General features: G+C 63.8%; 16 protein-coding genes. 11 read left to right on the top strand and 5 right to left on the bottom strand.

Features of this window, described 5'->3' with window-relative positions; genetic code table 11:
• Positions 1 to 49 precede the first annotated feature (49 nt).
• The 3 genes from EV664_RS01690 to rsmA are packed head-to-tail and all read left to right on the top strand — an operon-like array spanning position 50 to position 3,268.
• The gene (locus EV664_RS01690) at positions 50 to 1,426 is read left to right on the top strand and encodes a peptidylprolyl isomerase (RefSeq protein ID WP_373287480.1); all 1,377 of its coding nucleotides are present in this window, start codon (positions 50 to 52) and stop codon (positions 1,424 to 1,426) included.
• A gap of 10 nt (positions 1,427 to 1,436) precedes the next feature.
• A complete protein-coding gene (gene pdxA / locus EV664_RS01695) occupies positions 1,437 to 2,438 on the top strand; it encodes a 4-hydroxythreonine-4-phosphate dehydrogenase PdxA (RefSeq protein ID WP_133493948.1) in 1,002 nt (333 codons plus the stop codon).
• Complete coding sequence (rsmA, locus tag EV664_RS01700) at positions 2,435 to 3,268, top strand: 16S rRNA (adenine(1518)-N(6)/adenine(1519)-N(6))-dimethyltransferase RsmA (protein WP_133493949.1); 834 nt, start codon at positions 2,435 to 2,437, stop codon at positions 3,266 to 3,268. Before pdxA ends, rsmA begins: the two co-directional genes overlap by 4 nt.
• Here rsmA and EV664_RS01705 read toward each other — a convergent pair.
• Genes EV664_RS01705 through guaB form a run of 3 tightly spaced genes read right to left on the bottom strand, consistent with a single transcriptional unit; the run spans position 3,258 to position 6,466 of the window.
• A complete protein-coding gene (locus EV664_RS01705) occupies positions 3,258 to 3,779 on the bottom strand; it encodes a tetratricopeptide repeat protein (RefSeq protein WP_133493950.1) in 522 nt (173 codons plus the stop codon). The genes rsmA and EV664_RS01705 overlap by 11 nt on opposite strands.
• Positions 3,780 to 3,811: 32 nt before the next feature.
• Entirely contained in the window at positions 3,812 to 4,999 is a 1,188-nt protein-coding gene (locus tag EV664_RS01710; RefSeq protein ID WP_133493951.1) for an RsmB/NOP family class I SAM-dependent RNA methyltransferase, read from the bottom strand.
• A gap of 9 nt (positions 5,000 to 5,008) precedes the next feature.
• Positions 5,009 to 6,466: an IMP dehydrogenase gene (gene guaB / locus EV664_RS01715; RefSeq protein ID WP_133493952.1), complete on the bottom strand. Its 1,458-nt coding sequence runs from the start codon at positions 6,464 to 6,466 to the stop codon at positions 5,009 to 5,011.
• Between the two features lie 191 nt (positions 6,467 to 6,657).
• Here guaB and EV664_RS01720 point away from each other — a divergent pair, with 191 nt between their 5' ends.
• Positions 6,658 to 8,484: a DUF885 domain-containing protein gene (locus EV664_RS01720; protein WP_133493953.1), complete on the top strand. Its 1,827-nt coding sequence runs from the start codon at positions 6,658 to 6,660 to the stop codon at positions 8,482 to 8,484.
• On the opposite strand, the gene EV664_RS01725 is transcribed toward EV664_RS01720, so the two are convergent.
• Together EV664_RS01725 and EV664_RS01730 are read right to left on the bottom strand one after the other, a co-directional pair.
• Positions 8,485 to 9,615: a mechanosensitive ion channel family protein gene (locus EV664_RS01725; RefSeq protein WP_229668031.1), complete on the bottom strand. Its 1,131-nt coding sequence runs from the start codon at positions 9,613 to 9,615 to the stop codon at positions 8,485 to 8,487.
• Between the two features lie 130 nt (positions 9,616 to 9,745).
• Positions 9,746 to 11,353 carry a phosphoenolpyruvate carboxykinase gene (locus tag EV664_RS01730; protein ID WP_133493955.1) on the bottom strand — a complete coding sequence of 536 codons (1,608 nt, stop codon included), beginning with the start codon at positions 11,351 to 11,353 and terminating at the stop codon, positions 9,746 to 9,748.
• A 194-nt stretch (positions 11,354 to 11,547) separates the two neighbouring features.
• Here EV664_RS01730 and EV664_RS01735 point away from each other — a divergent pair, with 194 nt between their 5' ends.
• Genes EV664_RS01735 through EV664_RS01765 form a run of 7 tightly spaced genes read left to right on the top strand, consistent with a single transcriptional unit; the run spans position 11,548 to position 16,683 of the window.
• Positions 11,548 to 12,258 (top strand): response regulator transcription factor, encoded by a 711-nt coding sequence (locus EV664_RS01735; protein WP_133493956.1) that lies wholly within the window; start codon positions 11,548 to 11,550, stop codon positions 12,256 to 12,258.
• Positions 12,227 to 13,804 carry a sensor histidine kinase gene (locus tag EV664_RS01740; protein ID WP_133493957.1) on the top strand — a complete coding sequence of 526 codons (1,578 nt, stop codon included), beginning with the start codon at positions 12,227 to 12,229 and terminating at the stop codon, positions 13,802 to 13,804. Before EV664_RS01735 ends, EV664_RS01740 begins: the two co-directional genes overlap by 32 nt.
• 11 nt (positions 13,805 to 13,815) lie before the next feature.
• Positions 13,816 to 14,250: an HPr kinase/phosphorylase gene (locus EV664_RS01745; protein WP_133493958.1), complete on the top strand. Its 435-nt coding sequence runs from the start codon at positions 13,816 to 13,818 to the stop codon at positions 14,248 to 14,250.
• Positions 14,247 to 15,167, top strand: coding sequence for an RNase adapter RapZ (gene rapZ, locus EV664_RS01750; protein ID WP_133493959.1), 921 nt, complete (start codon positions 14,247 to 14,249; stop codon positions 15,165 to 15,167). Before EV664_RS01745 ends, rapZ begins: the two co-directional genes overlap by 4 nt.
• Before the next feature lie 22 nt (positions 15,168 to 15,189).
• On the top strand, positions 15,190 to 15,597 hold the full coding sequence (locus tag EV664_RS01755; protein WP_133493960.1) for a PTS sugar transporter subunit IIA: 408 nt from the start codon (positions 15,190 to 15,192) through the stop codon (positions 15,595 to 15,597).
• A 23-nt stretch (positions 15,598 to 15,620) separates the two neighbouring features.
• On the top strand, positions 15,621 to 15,866 hold the full coding sequence (locus EV664_RS01760; protein WP_133493961.1) for an HPr family phosphocarrier protein: 246 nt from the start codon (positions 15,621 to 15,623) through the stop codon (positions 15,864 to 15,866).
• A 13-nt stretch (positions 15,867 to 15,879) separates the two neighbouring features.
• Positions 15,880 to 16,683, top strand: a complete 804-nt coding sequence (locus EV664_RS01765; protein ID WP_133493962.1) for a TrmH family RNA methyltransferase — start codon at positions 15,880 to 15,882, stop codon at positions 16,681 to 16,683.
• The last annotated feature ends 66 nt before the right edge of the window (positions 16,684 to 16,749 follow it).

Genomic DNA, 16,749 nt, shown 5'->3' on the forward strand with positions numbered 1-16,749 from the left:
GTTCATGCGGTTCATGCGAAAAATTGCACAAAGCGGCGATGCCCGCACGATGAATGAGGTTCGAAACCAGGTGATCAACGTGAATTCGAAGGCTAAGCGTTTTGCCCGCATCCTGTCGGCGATGGGCGGCCTTGCCGCTGCATCGGCGCTCTCTGCGCAGACGGTGCCGGATGACCAGACTCCGGATGCCGGTCTGGACCTGCCTAAGAATCTTCAGATTTTCGGCAAGGTCGATCCCAATGTGCGTCGGCCGACCGCGATCGTGAACAACAGCGTGATTACGGGAACCGATGTCGATCACCGTCTCGCCATGGTCGCCTCGCTCAACCAGATGCAGATTGCGCCCGATGAGCGGCAGCAGCTGAAATTGCAGATATTGCGCACGCTGATCGACGAAACGCTTGAGATACAGCAGGCCAAGGCCAAGGATATTGTGGTGTCTCAGGGCGAGATCGATCAGAGCTATGATCGTATCGCGCACCGGTTCAACAAGACTCCCGAAGAGTTCGACGCTTATCTTCGCGAAATCGGGTCCGCACCCGCTTCGCTGAAGCGCCAGATCGAGGGCGAGATTGCCTGGAGCCGCCTGCTTCAGAGCCAGGTCGAACCGTTCGTCAATGTCGGCGATGCCGAAGTGAACGCGATCCTCGACCGACTGAAAGCTTCCAAGGGGACCGAGGAATATCACCTCAAGGAAATCTACCTTCCCTCCGATGATCGCAGCGAACAGCAGATCGTCGCGACGATGAAGGAGATTACCGAGAAGCTTAAACAGGGCGTGCCGTTCGAAAATCTTGCGCGCACCTATTCCGAAGCGACGACCAGCGTTCGCGGCGGTGATCTCGACTGGGTACGCAGCGAAATGCTGCCCGCCTCGATGGTCAATGCCGTTCAGTCGATGCAGGTTGGCCAGATTGCCGGGCCGGTCGAAGTGCCCGGCGGCTTTTCGCTGCTCTATCTGGTCGATAAACGTCAGGTGCTGACCGCCGATCCGCGCGATGCCGTGCTCAGCCTGCGCCAGATGACGCTGACCTTCCCCGCCGGGACCAGCGAGGCTGCTGGCAAGGCAAAGGCGCAGGAACTGGCCACCGCATCGAGCAAGCTGCAGGGCTGCGGCGCGGTTCCTGCAGTTGCGCAGAAGATCGGCGCGGAAGTGGTCGACAATGATGCGGTGCGCATCCGCGATCTTCCGCCCCAGCTTCAGGACATCATGATGAAGCTGAAGGTCGGTGAAGCGACCCCGCCCTTCGGTTCGATGGATCAGGGCGTGCGCGTGCTCGTATTATGTGGCCGCGACGATCCGAAAGGGGGTACACTGCCCTCGCCTGACAAGGTACAGGCGCAATTGGAACAGGAACGTGTCAATCTTCGCGCACAGCGGATGCTTCGCGATCTGAGACGCGATGCCATTATCGAATATCGCTGAGGAGAAAGCCATGATTCGCCCCCTCGCCGTCGCAATGGGCGATCCGGCGGGAGTCGGGCCGGAAATCGTGGCCAAGGCCTGGCAGGGCCGGGAGCTTCATCAGCTTGAACCCTTTTTCGCGGTCGGCAATATCCGGGCGATTGAGGCAGTGTGGGACGGCCCGGTGCGCGTGATCGGCGATCCCGATGAGGCGCGGGGAATATTCGGGGAGGCGCTGCCGCTGCTGTCGGTCGACGATAGCAGCGAAGTCGTCCCCGGCGTGCCCGATATTCCCGGCGCGCGCTGTGCGCTTTTGTCGCTTGAGCTGGCCGTGGGGCTCGCCCGGTCGGGTGCCGCCGGCGCGCTGGTAACGGCGCCGGTCTCCAAAGCGCGACTCTACGATATCGGTTTCACCCATCCCGGCCAGACCGAATTCGTCGCCGAACGCTGCGGCGTGTCGAAAGACAATGCGGTGATGATGCTCGCCGGACCGACGCTGCGCGTCGTGCCGATCACCACGCATATTCCGCTGGCAAAGGTGAGCGAAACGCTTTCGGTCGAACTGATCGTGAATAAGGGCCACGCCACGGCGCGCGGATTGCAGCGCAATTTCGGGATCGAAAAGCCGCGCCTCGCTTTTGCCGGGTTCAACCCGCATGCCGGGGAAAGCGGCGCGATCGGCACCGAAGAGATTGATTGCATCCAGCCGGCGGTGGAAATTCTTCGCGCCGAAGGGATCGATGCGACCGGCCCGTTTGCCGCCGACACCATGTTTCATCCCCGCGCCCGCGCCACTTTTGACGCAGCATTGTGCCCCTATCACGATCAGGCGCTGATCCCGATCAAGACGCTCCATTTCGATGAAGGCGTCAATATCACGCTTGGCCTGCCGATCGTGCGGACCTCGCCCGATCATGGCACTGCATTCGGCATTGCGGGCACCGATCAGGCCGAACCCGGCGCGATGATCGCCGCGATCCGTCTTGCTGCATCGGCGGCGGGACGCCGCGCAAAGGCAAGCGCGTCGGCATGACCAGTCCCGTCGACCTCCCGCCGCTTCGGGAGGTTATTCGCGAGCATGGATTGTCGGCCAGCAAGGCGCTCGGCCAGAATTTTCTGTTCGATTCGCAGCTTTTGGCGCGGATCGCCGCCATTCCCGGCGATCTGACGGATAGGCCGGTGCTGGAGATCGGCCCCGGCCCCGGCGGCCTGACCCGCGCGCTGCTCGCGGCGGGAGCCCGCGTCACGGCGATTGAGCGGGACCGTCGCTGCATCCCGGCGCTGGCGCAGCTGGGTGAGGCCTATCCCGGCCGCCTGACGCTGATCGAAGGCGATGCGCTGGCGATCGATATGCCCGGGCTGTTCGACGAAGCGCCTGCGATCGTCGCCAATCTTCCCTATAATGTCGGAACCGCGCTGCTCGTGAGCTGGCTGTCGGCGGACTGGCTGCCCTGGTGGCGCAGCCTGACGCTGATGTTTCAGCGAGAGGTTGCCGAACGGATTGTGGCAAAGCCCGGCAGCGATGCTTATGGCCGGCTCGCCATTTTGTCGCAGTGGCGCAGCCATGCGCGCATCGCCATGCCGGTGCACCGTTCCGCTTTCACCCCGCCGCCAAAGGTGATGTCAGCGGTGGTGCATATCACCCCGACCGAGGCGCCGGACGATATCTGCCCGGCGAAGCTGGAAGCAATCACTGCCGCCGCATTCGGGCAGCGGCGCAAGATGCTGCGTCAGTCGCTTAAATGCGTTCCGGGGGCGCTCGATGCGCTGGAGGCGCTATCGATCGATCCCACCCGCCGCGCGGAAACGCTGTCGATCGACGATTATGTCGCCATCGCGCGGCAGCTACAGCCTATTGCTTAGCAGTTTCGGGCGTATCAGCGTCCGGATTCACGTCCTGCTGCGCAGTTGCCTGAGGCGGCGGCCCTTTTTTGATCGTCGCGGCGAGCTGCACAGCAGGCGCGCAGCTGTCTTTGCCGCAGATCTTCTCGATCTTGGCGAGATTTTCCTTGGCCCGCACGACGGCACCCTTGGTCACCAGCGCTTCGCCCTGCCCCTTCAGAGCGTCGAGATCATTGGGTTCGAGCCGCAGCGCTTCACGATACAGGCGGATCGCCCGGCCGGGCAGACCCTGTCCGCGCGCGACTTTTGCCAGCGCGTTGAACGCCATGCGGTTACGCGGATCGACGGCAAGCGCGGTCTCCAGCGTGTTGCGCGCGCCCGCCAGATTGCCCGCGGCCAGCTTTGCTTCGCCCTGTTTCAGCAATGCCATGGATCGCGGATCGATCTGATCGTCGGGCCGCTGGCCGTATAGCGAGGTCGAAACGCATAGCAGCGTCAGCGCGACCGCTGCCGAGACCGAGGTTATACGCATGAATATCTCCGAAACTGAACGCGTTTCCGGCGCTAGCATGGCCGTGTGAGCCTTGCGACAAAAAAGCCGTCGGTGGCATCGCTGGCGGGGGTGAGGCGCATGCCTTTGCCATGCGCGCTTCCGGCGGGCAGGACAAGCGGCACCGCTTCCCACCCGGGGTGACGGGCCAGAAACGCATCGACCTGCCCGCGCCCTTCGCTGTCGAGCAGCGAACAGACGATATGGATCAGCGCGCCACCGGGCCGGACCAGCGCCGCGCCCATGTCGAGCAGCCGGGCCTGAAGCCCGGTCAGCCGCGCTAGGCGATCGGGCGTCAGCCGCCAGCGCGCTTCGGGATTGCGCCGCCAAGTGCCGGTCCCCGAACAGGGCGCATCGACCAGCACCACATCGGCGCTGTCGGTGAGATCGGCCAGCGCCTCTGCCTCACGTCCGGGATTGAGCAGCCGCGTCTCGGCGATGCTCACCCCCGCCCGTTCGGCCCGCGCCGGGAGCCGCGACAGCCGCGCCCGATCGCTGTCGCTCGCCACGATCCGCCCGCGATTCGCCATCATCGCGGCCATGGCAAGCGTCTTGCCGCCGCCGCCCGCGCACAGATCGACGACCAGCATGCCCGGCCCCGCCGCGCTGGCGAGTGTCACTGCCTGACTGCCCGCATCCTGTATTTCGAAGCCGCCGCTTTCGAACAGAGGATGGCGTTCGAGCCGGTGCTCGCCCGGCAGCCGTAGCCCCAGCGGCGCGGCGGCGATCGCTTCGCCTTCGCCGAGCGCTTCGGCCACGTCTTCGATCTTGGCCCGCAGCGGATTGACGCGGATGTCGAGCGGCGCGCGGTCAAGCAATGCCGCCTGTTGCGCCTCCGTCACACCGGATTCGGCGAGCGCATCGACCAGCCATTGCGGCGCGACACCGGCCTCTGCCACCGCCTCGTCAGTCCCGATCGCTTCGGGTGCATAATCGCCCGCGCCGAAATGCGCCGTCAGATCGGGCTGCCGCCGGGCCAGCGCCAGCATTGCCGCGCGTCCGCTCGCCGGACGTTCGCCCAGCAAGCGGATCGCGTCATAGACGAGTTCGCGCACCGCTCGCCGGTCCTTCGACCCGGCATAGCGCCGAGCCGCAAAATAGCGCGCGATCAGCGTATCTGCTGCCGCGCCCTGATCGCGCGCGGCGGCGATGATCTGGTCAAGCAGCTCGATCGCGGCCTGGGTGCGTGCCTCGGGCCTCATGCAATCGCCTCAGCGCGTCGGGTAATTGGGAGCCTCACGCGTGATCGTGACGTCATGGACATGGCTTTCGCGAAGCCCGGCATTGGTGATGCGAACGAACTTCGCCTTTTCCTGCATTTCGGGGATGGTACGCGCGCCGGTATAGCCCATCGCTGCCTTCACGCCGCCGACCAGCTGATGAATGACATCGCGCGCCGCGCCTTTGAACGGCACCTGACCTTCGATGCCTTCGGGGACCAGTTTCAACTGATCCTTGATATCCTGCTGGAAATAGCGATCCGCCGACCCCTTGGCCATCGCACCGACCGATCCCATGCCGCGATAGGATTTATAGGCGCGGCCCTGATAGAGGAACGTTTCGCCCGGCGCTTCCTCCGTGCCCGCGAGCAGCGATCCGACCATCACCACCGACGCACCCGCCGCAATCGCCTTCGCCATATCGCCCGAGGTGCGCACGCCGCCGTCGGCGATCACCGGAACGCCCGATTTGCGTGCCTCAGCGGCCGATTCCATCACCGCAGTAAGCTGCGGCACGCCGACGCCTGCAACGACGCGCGTGGTGCAAATCGACCCCGGTCCGATGCCGACCTTGATCCCATCCGCTCCCGCATCGATCAGCGCGCGCGTCGCTTCCGGAGTGGCGACATTGCCCGCAATCACCTGCACCGAATTGGAGAGCTTCTTCGCCCGCTCGACAGCGCGCGCCACGTCGCGATTATGGCCGTGCGCGGTGTCGATGACGATCAGATCGACCTCGCCCGCGATCAGCGCCTCGGTACGCGCGAACCCTGCATCGCCCACCGTGGTTGCAGCAGCGACGCACAGTCGCCCCGCCGCATCCTTGGTAGCGTTTGGATAGGTCACTGCCTTTTCGATATCTTTGACCGTGATCAGTCCGACACAGTGATACTCGTCATCGACGACGAGCAGCTTTTCGATTCGACGCTGGTGGAGCAGCCGCCGTGCCTCTTCCTGAGTCACGCCCGCCGACACCGTCGCCAGATTTTCATGCGTCATCAGTTCCGACACCCGCTGGCGCGGATTTTCGGCGAAGCGCACATCGCGATTGGTGAGAATGCCGACCAGCTTGCCCGACGGTTCGGTGACCGGGATACCGCTGATCCTGTGCCGGTCCATCAGGCCCTGCGCCTCGGACAGCGGCGCATCGGGCGCGATGGTGATCGGGTTGACCACCATGCCCGATTCGAATCGCTTCACCTGACGCACCGCCGCGACCTGTTCCTCGACCGACAGATTGCGGTGAAGCACGCCGATCCCGCCCAGCTGGGCCATGACGATCGCCATATCGGCCTCGGTCACCGTGTCCATGGCAGAGGACATGACCGGAATGTTGAGCGCCAGTTCGCGCGTCACATGCGTTCGCGTGTCGGCCTGGCTCGGCACCACCTCGGATTCGGCGGGGTAGAGCAGGACGTCGTCGAAAGTGAGACCGAGAGGGATTTCCATGAAAGAGCCAGTTCCTGAAGAGATGCGGAGTCGGGAATTGGCGGCCCATGTAACCGCACTCCCGCCAAAGCGCTAGTAGGCGAAGACAGGAAAAGCCGTTCGCTCGCCGATGCAGCAGCGCCCGACCGTGACAAATGCAACCTGTCCGGCTTAGGATTGCCTATCGTCACCGCTCATTGCCGGAGAGCCGCATGTCCTTTGATCGCCGTCGGATGCTCGCCCTTTTGGGCGCGGGCACCGCCCTTCCCGCTTTGCCCCTGCGTGCCTTTGCAGAGGCGACCGGACCCGATGCGGCAGCAACGGCGATGCTCGATCGCATCACCGAATCGATGCTGATCGACTTTCCCGAAACCGCGACTGGGCTCGGCATCGATACGGGCGAGCGCGCTGCGCTGAAATCGCGGCTGACCGACCGCTCGCCCGCAGGCATGTCGCGGATCGCCGACCATGTCCGCAACTATGTCGCTGACCTTTCCTCGCTCGACGAAAACGCGCTCTCTCCCGAGACGCGCAACAATGTCGAGGTGGCGAAGGCAGCGTTCGAGCTCGCCGCTGCCGGGTTCGACTTCCCCTATGGCGATGTGTCGGTCGGCGGCTATCGCAATTCGCCTTATGTCGTGATCCAGAATGTCGGCGCGTTTCTCGACGTGCCGCAATTTCTCGACAGCCAGCACACGGTAAAGACGCGCGGCGATGCCACCGCCTATCTCGCCCGGCTCCACGCCTATGCCGACGCGCTGAACGGTGAGACCGAGCGGCTGAAGTCGGCCTATACGCAAGGCGTGATCGCGCCCGACTTCCTGCTCGACAAGGCGCTTGCCCAGCTTGCCATCGCGCGTAAGGGCGATCCGGCGGGCTGGACGATCGTCACCTCGCTCGCTGAACGGACCCGGGATATTCCGGGCGATTTCGGCGCACAGGCAGCGACAATCGCGGCACAGGAAATCGCCCCCGCGCTCGACCGGCAGATCGCCGAACTGCGCCGCCATCGGGCGAAGGCGAACGACAATGCGGGCGTATGGGACCTGCCGCAGGGCGATGCTTATTACGCATGGGCGCTGCAGGCCGGCACGACCACGACCATGCCGCCCGACGAGGTGCACCGGATGGGCCTCGACCAGCTCGCCGATCTTCAGGCGCGCATGGACGTCATCCTGAAGCAACAGGGATATACCAGCGGCAGCGTCGGCGAACGGATGGCGGCTTTGGGCAAGGACCCCAAATATCTGTTCCCCGACAATGATGAGGGGCGCGCGCAGATCATCGCACTGCTCCAGCAATCGATCGACGATATGCGCGCAAAGATGCCCCGCGCCTTTCACACGCTCGTCCCCGGCAATGCCGAGGTGAAGCGCATGGCACCCGAGGTCGAGCCCGGAGCGCCCGGCGCCTATGGCGGCGCGGGAACGATGGACGGTTCGGTGCCGGGGCGGCTGTGGATCAACCTGCGCACGACGAAGATCTGGCCGCGTTATGCGCTTCCCGATCTTGCGTATCACGAAACGATTCCGGGGCACGTCTGGCAGGGCGAATATACGTTCAAACTGCCGCTGATCCGCTCGATCCTCGCCTTCAACGCCTATTCCGAGGGATGGGCGCTTTATGCCGAGCAACTCGCTGCGGAGCTGGGCGCTTATGACGACAATGTGCTGGGCGAGCTCGGCTATCTGCAAAGCCTGGCCTTTCGCGCCTGCCGGCTGGTCGTCGATACCGGCATTCATGCCAAGCGCTGGAGCCGGGATAAGGCGATCCAATGGTTCGCCACCACCAATGGCTCAACCGTGGAAGAGGTGTCGGGCGAAGTCGATCGCTATTGCGCCTGGCCCGGTCAGGCCTGCGGCTACAAGGTGGGCCATTCGACGATCAACCGGCTGCGCGAGCGGACCAAGCAGGCGCTTGGCCCCGCTTATGATTTCAAGGGGTTCAACGATGTCGTGGTTACCGGCGGCGGCGTGCCGATGACCGTGCTGGAGGCGAATATCGACCGCTATATCGCGGCGCAGAAGCGCGACGGCTGATCAGCCGCCCTCACCCGACGGTCCGCCGATCCCTTCCTCCTGCGGCGCGCTGCGCGGCGGCCGGACGGGATCGCGGATCGGCTCGGCATCGCGCTTCCACTCGGCCTGCCCCAGTTCGGCGCGCGTGCGGGGAAAGGCCGCAGGCATTTCATCGCGGATAAAGGCGAGCATCTTCTCCCGGATGGCGCAGCGCAGGTCGAACGTCTTGGGCGAATTGGCCGCGGTCGCCAGCATGCGGATTTCGATCGCTTGCGCGCTGACATCGGTAACCTGCAACGCCTTGCCGCGCCCGTCGAACAACGGCTCTTTGACGACCATATCTTCGAAATAGGCGCGCAGCCGGGCGACATCGGCGCTCGGGTCGAGATACAGGAACACCGATCCCAGCAACCCGGCGCTTTCGCGCGTCCAGTTCTGAAAAGGCTCTTCGAGGAATTTGGATACCGGCACGATAAGCCGCCGTTCGTCCCAGACCTTCACCACGACATAAGTGAGCTTGATCTCTTCGATCCATCCCCATTCGCCCGCGACGATCACTGCATCCTCGATCCGGATCGGTTCGGTGAATGCCATCTGAACGCCCGCGATCAGATTTTTGAGCGCGGGCTGCGCCGCAGCGCCCACGGCCAGACCGACCAGCCCGGCCGACGCCATCAGCGTGACGCCGATATTGCGCACGCCCGGGATCGACAGCAGCATCAGGCAGATGGTGATGAAGCCGACGATAATCACCGCGATCCGGCTGAGGATCATGCTGCGTGTCCGGCGGCGACGCGCCTTCAGATTGTCCTCGACGGTAATGTCGGAGCGGATTTCGACGATCCGCGTACTCGCCCGAATAACCGAGATGGCGAGCCAGCCGATCAGCAACGGCACGATCAGCCCCGCCGCCTGTTTCCATATGGCATCCGCTGTCGGGCTGAGGTCCAATGCCGGGCGAATCAGCGTCAGCGCGATCGCCACCAGAATCCACCGCATGGGCCGCAGCGACCGGCGGAACAGAACGTCATCGGCCAGAAAGCTGGTATTGCGCGTGATCCGCCGCAACAACCGGACGAACAGCGCATGTGCGGCCAGTGCAATGACGATGGCCAAAGCGATCAGCGCGACGCTGATAATGGGTTCAGGCACGCGCCAGCCTGCTATCTCCAGATCGTACATTCCCCATCAAAGGGAGATCGCCGATAGTTGTTCCCGCAATGCAGCAATTTTTTGGAGGTGCGTGCAGGAGCGGAGCAACGCCCCGCCCCTGCATCTCGGGTCAGGCCGACTGGCGTACCTTCGGCGCCGCTGCCCGCACACCCTGATCGACATGATCGGCAAACTGCTCGAAATTGCTCACGAACAGATCGACCAGCTTTTCTGCCGTCTCGTCATAGGAGCGTTTGTCGGCCCAGGTATCGCGCGGGTTCAGGATCGCGCTGTCGACTCCGGGCACCGCGACCGGCACCTCGAACCCGAAATTGGGGTCGATGCGAAATTCGGCATGGTTCAAACTGCCGTCGAGCGCTGCGTTGAGCAGCGCGCGGGTCGCCCGGATCGGCATACGGCTGCCGACGCCATATTTGCCCCCGGTCCAGCCGGTATTGACCAGCCAGCAATGGACGCCGCCTTTCGCGATCCGTTCTTTCAGCAGATTGCCATAGACCGACGGGTGACGCGGCATGAACGGTGCCCCGAAACAGGTGGAGAAGGTCGCTTCCGGCTCGGTCACGCCGATCTCGGTCCCGGCGACCTTGGCGGTATAGCCCGACAGGAAATGATACATTGCCTGTTCGGGCGTCAGCTTCGCAATCGGCGGCAGCACGCCGAACGCATCAGCGGTCAGCATGATGACGTTCGTGGGCACCGGCCCCATATTGTCTTTCGACGCATTGGGGATGAAATCGATCGGATAGGCACCGCGCGTATTTTCGGCGAGGCTGGCATCGTCGAGATCGAGAGTCCGGGTCGCATCGTCCATCACGACATTTTCCAGCACCGTGCCGAAGCGCCGCGTGGTCGCATAGATTTCCGGCTCGGCCTCTTCGGACAGGCGGATCATCTTGGCATAGCATCCGCCTTCGAAATTGAAGACGGCGCTGTCGGACCAGCCATGTTCGTCATCGCCGATCAGCGTGCGGCTTGCATCGGCGGATAGCGTCGTCTTGCCCGTACCCGACAGGCCGAAAAAGACTGCCGTGTCGCCTTCGGGTCCGATATTGGCCGAACAATGCATCGGCATGATGCCTTCGGGCGGAAGCAGATAGTTGAGCAGGCCGAATACCGACTTTTTCATTTCGCCCGCATAAGCGGTGCCGCCGATCAGGATCAGCTTTTCGCTGAAATTGACAGCGATCACCGTCTCGCTGCGACAGCCATGGCGTTCCGGGTCCGCGCGGAAGCTCGGCAGGTCGATGATCGTATATTCCGGGGCGAAGTCTGCCAGCTCACGCGCTTGCGGCCGCACCAGCATCGTGCGTATGAACAGATTGTGCCAGGCCAGTTCGTTCACCACCCGCACCCGGACGCGATGGTCGGGCTGCGACCCGCCATACAGGTCCTGAACGAACAGCGTATCCTTGCCCTTCAGCGCATCCAGAAAGTCGGCTTTCAGCCGGGAAAAGGCGTCAGGGTCCATCGGCTTGTTGACCTTGCCCCACCAGACGCTGTTCTCAGTCTCGGAATCGCGGACGATGAATTTGTCATTCGCTGACCGGCCGGTGTGCTTTCCCGTTTCGACGACCAGCGGTCCGTCTGCGGCGAGTCGCCCTTCGCCACGCGAAACGGCCTGCTCGACCAGCTGCGGGGTCAGAAGATTCCAATGAATGGCGGCAGCGGTTTCAATTCCCGATGCATCAAGACCTCGGCGCGGTTTATTGTTGCTCATATTGCTCTCCCGAATATTCGGCATTTCTTTTTCTTTAATCTGATGCCGATCAACTAAATCCCGACTAGTAACGGTGTGCGTTGCCGTCAAACCTGTTGCGGGGATGCGCGCGCCATCATGGGACCGGGCCGCTTGTCGTGTCGCGGGCTTTGCAGTACCGGCAAGGGGATGAAACGGCTTTGGCGGGACGACGAATGAGCGACACGATCGCGCTGGTCGATGATGACCGCAACATTCTGACCTCGGTATCGATCGCGCTTCAGGCGGAGGGGTTTCTGACGCGTGTCTATACCGACGGCGAGACGGCGCTGAAGGCGCTGACCGACAATCCGCCGGATCTTGCCGTGCTCGACATCAAGATGCCGCGCATGGACGGGCTCGAGCTGCTCCGCCGCCTGCGCGAGAAAACCCAGCTTCCGGTCATTTTCCTTACTTCAAAGGATGACGAGCTCGACGAAGCATTGGGCCTCGCCATGGGGGCAGACGATTATATCAGCAAACCCTTTTCGCAGCGGCTGCTGATCGCGCGAATCCGCGCGATTCTTCGCCGTACCGAACATGCTGGCGGGGGGAATGGCGGCGATGCCGAGGGCGAAGCCGCGCCGGTGCTCGAACGCGGGCAGCTGAAAATGGAGCCTGCCAAGCACCGCGTGACGTGGAAGGGCGACAATGTCACCCTGACCGTCACCGAATTCATGATCCTCGAAGCGCTGGCCCAGCGGCCGGGCATTGTGAAGACGCGCAACCAGTTGATGGACGCCGCCTATCATGAGGATATCTATGTCGATGACCGCACCATCGACAGCCATATAAAGCGCCTTCGCCGCAAATTCCGGCAGGTCGATCCGGAATTCGACGCGATCGAGACGCTATATGGAGCGGGCTATCGCTTTTCCGAGGAGTGACGAGCGCGAGCTTTCGCTGCGCTGGTCGGGTCGTGTCTCGCTCACGCCGCGAATCCTCGCGGTCAATATCTTCGCGCTGGCGATGCTGGCGGGGGGGTTCTTCTATCTCGATTCCTATCGTGCGCGCATCGTCGACAGCCGGGTCGAACGCGCCTCGCGCGAAACCGATCTGATCGCGCAGGCGCTGCTCGCCGCCCCGGCCGAGGCGCGAAAGCCGATCGTTGCCCGGCTGGCGGCGAGTACCGGGACGCGCGTGCGCGTCTATGCTGCCGACGGCTCGCTGATCGCCGATAGCCGCGCGCTCGGCGTCAATAATTTTCGCCTTGTCGATCCTGATACTGAACCCTGGCAGCAGGATGCGGCGCGTTTTCTCGATGCGGTCATCGATACGGTGGTCGGCGCGCGTCGTGCGCCGCTCTATCGTGACCGGGCGGGCAAGAACGGCAATGGCTGGCCCGATGTCCGCACCGCGCGTGCCACCGGGGGGAGCCCGGCCACCGTATGGCGCGCGCCTGATCGGACGCCGGTGATCACCGCCGCCACCTCGCTCGGCGATGAAGGCGTCGTGATGACCACCGTCAATGCCCGCGACATCACCCAGACGGTCCGTATCGAACGCTTCCGGCTAAGCGTCGTGCTGGGCATCGCGGTGCTCGTGTCGATCCTGTTATCCTTGTTTCTCGCGCGCACCATCGTCCGCCCGCTTCGCCGGCTGGCCCGCGCCGCGGTGCGCGTTCGGCTGGGCCGTGCGCGCGAAGTGGTCGTGCCGCGCCTGCCCTCACGCCGCGACGAGATCGGGATGCTCGCCCGCGCGCTGTCGGACATGAGTCAGGCGCTGCGCGCGCGGATCGACGCGACCGAAGCCTTTGCCGCCGATGTCACGCATGAGCTCAAAAATCCCCTCGCCTCGCTCCGCTCTGCGGTCGAAAGCCTCGCCCATGTCCGCGATCCCGATCTTCAGGCGCAATTGCTCGACATTGTGCGCGACGATATTCATCGGCTCGACCGGCTGATCACCGATATTTCGGAAGCGTCGCGCCTCGATGCACAGCTCAGCCGTGCCAAATTCGATTCGGTCGATATCGGCGCGATGCTGAAAGGGCTGGTCGAACAGCGCATGGCTCGCCAGAGTGAGCAGGCGGTGCGCATCCATTTCGACGGCGCACCCGGCCCACCGCTTGTCACGATCGGTGAAGGCGCACGGCTGGAGCGGGTTTTCGAAAATCTGGTCGACAATGCCGTGTCCTTCTCGCCCGAGCGGGGCATAGTCGTCGTCGCCGCCGCGCGGGAAGACGATATGGTGGTCATCCGGGTCGAGGATGAAGGTCCCGGCGTCCCCGAATCGGATCGCGAGGCGATCTTCCGCCGCTTTCATTCGGTCCGCCCCGGCGCTGAGGCGTTCGGCAAGCATAGCGGGCTCGGCCTCGCCATCGCGCGCACGATTATCGAAGCGCATCAGGGTGACATCGCGGTCGAATCGCGCGAGGACCGGCTGAGCGGCGCGCGCTTCGTGGTGCGTCTTCCCGCCGCCGCGCCGCGTCGTTAAGATCGCCCGCGATGACCGCTCCCCCATCCGAAACACTGCACGCATCGTGTGTCGCCATCGGCGGGCGCGCGCTGTTGATCGCCGGGCCGTCGGGGAGCGGTAAATCCGATCTCGCGCTTCGCCTGATCGATCGCGGCGCCACGCTGGTGAGCGATGATTATACCCACCTCACCCGCTCAGGGGAGCGGCTGATCGCCTCTGCGCCCGACCGGATCGCTGGCAGGATCGAGGTGCGCGGCATCGGGATCGTTGCCTTGCCGTGGGTAGGTAATGTCCCGGTGGCGCTGCTCCTGCGGATCGAGGATCGACCGGAGCGCATGCCGCTTTCCTATGATATACAAGCGATTGCCGGTGTGGATGTGCCGGTTTTCGCAATCGCTGCGCTGGAAGCATCCGCAGCCGTGAAGGCAGAACTGGCGCTTCGCCAGGTGGAGACATTGCGATGAACCGCCAAAAGCAGAAGCGTATCCTGATCGTCAGTGGGATGTCCGGTGCGGGCAAATCCACCGTGCTGCGAACGCTGGAGGATCTCGGCTGGGAAGTGGTCGATCAGCTTCCCGTCCTCCTGATCGACCGGCTGCTCGCGACCGAGCTTCCATATGCTACCGAAGCGGACGACCGACCGCTTGCGGTGGGGGTCGGTATCCGAACGCGCGGTTTCGATCCCGAAGGGCTGGTCAGGCGTATCAAGGCGCTGGGCGACCGGCGCGGCCATGATATCGGCACGCTGTTTCTGGACTGTTCGGGCGCGGAACTCGAACGCCGCTATGCGGAAACCCGACGCCGCCACCCGCTTGCCACCGACCGCCCGGCGAGCGACGGCATTGCGCGCGAGCGCGAACTGCTCGCACCCCTGCGCCGCTGGGCCAACCGGCTGATCGACACGACGACGATGAGCGCGAACGACCTCACCCAGCAGATCCGCGATCAGTTTGCGACGCAGCAAATGCGCGAGCCCACCTTGTCGGTGCTCTCCTTCGGCTATGCGCGCGGCATGCCCCGCAATGCCGATCTGGTGTTCGACATGCGTTTTCTGCGCAATCCACACTGGGAGGATGCGCTTCGTCCCGGAACAGGACAGGACGCGGACGTCTCCGAATATATCATGGCCGACCCGGCATATGCCGAGGCGATCGAGCGAATCGAAGGACTTTTGCTGCACCTGCTTCCGCGCTACCGCGAACAGGGCAAGGCCTATGTCACGATCGGCTTCGGCTGCACCGGCGGCCGGCACCGGTCGGTCCATGTCGCGGAACGCATCGCGCAACGGTTGCGTGAAAACGGTTTTTCGCCCACGGTGCGGCACCGCGATCTGGGCTCGGCGCCGCAGGATTCGCTTGAAGGAACGCCAGCACATCTATGAACCGCACGGGAATCATTTTGGCATGATCGGGCTCGTATTGGTGACACATGGTCGTCTGGCCAGAGAATTTGTCACCGCAATGGAGCATGTTGTGGGCAAGCAGGAGCGGATCGGCACGATCTGCATCGGCCCCGAAGACGATATGGAGGAGCGCCGCGCCGATATCGCAGAGGCGATTCAGAGCGTCGATGCCGGTCAGGGCGTGATCGTGCTCACCGACCTGTTCGGCGGCACGCCGTCCAACCTCGCCATTTCGCTGATGGAGCCGGGGCGGGTCGAGGTCATTGCCGGGATCAACCTGCCGATGCTCATCCGTCTGGGCGGCGCGCGCAAGACGATGAAGGTCGTCGAAGCGGTTGGTGCCGCGCGCGAAGCCGGGCGCAAATATATCTCGGTCGCGTCCGAAGTGCTGGGCGAGGCCGCTGCGTGAATCGTGCCGAGCGTATCGTTGCGATGACGAACAAACGTGGATTGCACGCCCGCGCCAGCGCGAAATTCGTGACCCTCGCCGCCAGCCAGCCGGTCGAGATCGAGGTCGAGAAGGATGGTTCGCGGGTTACCGGCACCTCGATCATGGGGCTGATGATGCTGGGCGCCGCAAAGGGCGATTCGATCCGGATCAGTGCCGAGGGGGAAGGCGCAGAGGCCGCCGTGGATGCTCTGGCCGCGCTGGTCGAGGACGGCTTTGGCGAGGAATGAGCCGAGCCCGCTGATGCCCCGTGAAATCACTGCCTTTTCCAACCCGCTGATCAAGCGGATTCGCTCGCTTCGCGACAAGCGGCATCGCCGCGACGAGGGGCTGTTTCTTGCCGAGGGGCTGCGCATTCTTACCGAAGCGCGCGAGGAAGGTGTGGTCCCCCGCTTCCTCTTCTTCACCCATGACAGCGCCGATCACGCGCTGGTCAGGCCGCTGATCCGCGAGACCGAGGAACGCGGCGGCGAAGCGATCGAGACCAGCGCCGATATCCTCTCCAAATTGTCGGGCAAGGACAATCCCGGCTCGGTCGTCGGCGTGTATGAGGAATTGCCGACTGCGCTCGACCGGATCGATCGCAGTGCAGCGCCGCTCTGGCTGGTCGCCGAACGACTTCGCGATCCGGGCAATCTCGGCACGATCCTGCGCACCGCGGATGCGGTGGGCGCAGGAGGGCTGATCCTGATCGGCGAGTGCGTCGACCCCTTTTCGGTCGAGGCGGTGCGCGCCAGCATGGGGGCGATCTTCACCGTGCCGATCGCGCGCGCCGAATGGGGCGACTTTCTAAGCTGGCTGCGCGGCGGAGAGGGTATGCTGGTGGGGCTCAGCCTCAATACCGACACCGATTATCGTACGCCCGACTATCCGGCTCCCACGTTCCTGCTCACCGGCAACGAAGCGCAGGGCATGCCCGACAGCTATGCCGAGGCCTGCGACATACTCGTCAAAATCCCGATGGCAGGAAAGGCCGACAGCCTGAACGCAGCCATCGCGACGGCAGTGATGGCCTATACCGTGCAGGACCGCCAGCGCGCCGGCTGATATTTTAAACTAAGCTATATTAAACTCACCAACATCATTGCGAGCCCCGCAGCGGCAACGCATGAT

The sequence above is a fragment of the Stakelama pacifica genome (genome assembly GCF_004361835.1).
In the GTDB taxonomy this organism is placed as follows: Bacteria; Pseudomonadota; Alphaproteobacteria; order Sphingomonadales; family Sphingomonadaceae; genus Sphingomonas; species Sphingomonas pacifica.

Coding starts and splice junctions, on each gene's coding strand:
- EV664_RS01720 (WP_133493953.1), top strand. CDS start 6,658: ATGTCCTTTGATCGCCGTCGGATGCTCGCCCTTTTGGGCGCGGGCACC.
- EV664_RS01760 (WP_133493961.1), top strand. CDS start 15,621: ATGACGAACAAACGTGGATTGCACGCCCGCGCCAGCGCGAAATTCGTG.
- pdxA (WP_133493948.1), top strand. CDS start 1,437: ATGATTCGCCCCCTCGCCGTCGCAATGGGCGATCCGGCGGGAGTCGGG.
- EV664_RS01755 (WP_133493960.1), top strand. CDS start 15,190: ATGATCGGGCTCGTATTGGTGACACATGGTCGTCTGGCCAGAGAATTT.
- guaB (WP_133493952.1), bottom strand. CDS start 6,466: ATGGAAATCCCTCTCGGTCTCACTTTCGACGACGTCCTGCTCTACCCC.
- EV664_RS01710 (WP_133493951.1), bottom strand. CDS start 4,999: ATGAGGCCCGAGGCACGCACCCAGGCCGCGATCGAGCTGCTTGACCAG.
- rsmA (WP_133493949.1), top strand. CDS start 2,435: ATGACCAGTCCCGTCGACCTCCCGCCGCTTCGGGAGGTTATTCGCGAG.
- EV664_RS01735 (WP_133493956.1), top strand. CDS start 11,548: ATGAGCGACACGATCGCGCTGGTCGATGATGACCGCAACATTCTGACC.
- EV664_RS01730 (WP_133493955.1), bottom strand. CDS start 11,353: ATGAGCAACAATAAACCGCGCCGAGGTCTTGATGCATCGGGAATTGAA.
- EV664_RS01745 (WP_133493958.1), top strand. CDS start 13,816: ATGACCGCTCCCCCATCCGAAACACTGCACGCATCGTGTGTCGCCATC.
- EV664_RS01705 (WP_133493950.1), bottom strand. CDS start 3,779: ATGCGTATAACCTCGGTCTCGGCAGCGGTCGCGCTGACGCTGCTATGC.
- EV664_RS01690 (WP_373287480.1), top strand. CDS start 50: ATGAATGAGGTTCGAAACCAGGTGATCAACGTGAATTCGAAGGCTAAG.
- EV664_RS01765 (WP_133493962.1), top strand. CDS start 15,880: ATGCCCCGTGAAATCACTGCCTTTTCCAACCCGCTGATCAAGCGGATT.
- rapZ (WP_133493959.1), top strand. CDS start 14,247: ATGAACCGCCAAAAGCAGAAGCGTATCCTGATCGTCAGTGGGATGTCC.
- EV664_RS01740 (WP_133493957.1), top strand. CDS start 12,227: ATGGAGCGGGCTATCGCTTTTCCGAGGAGTGACGAGCGCGAGCTTTCG.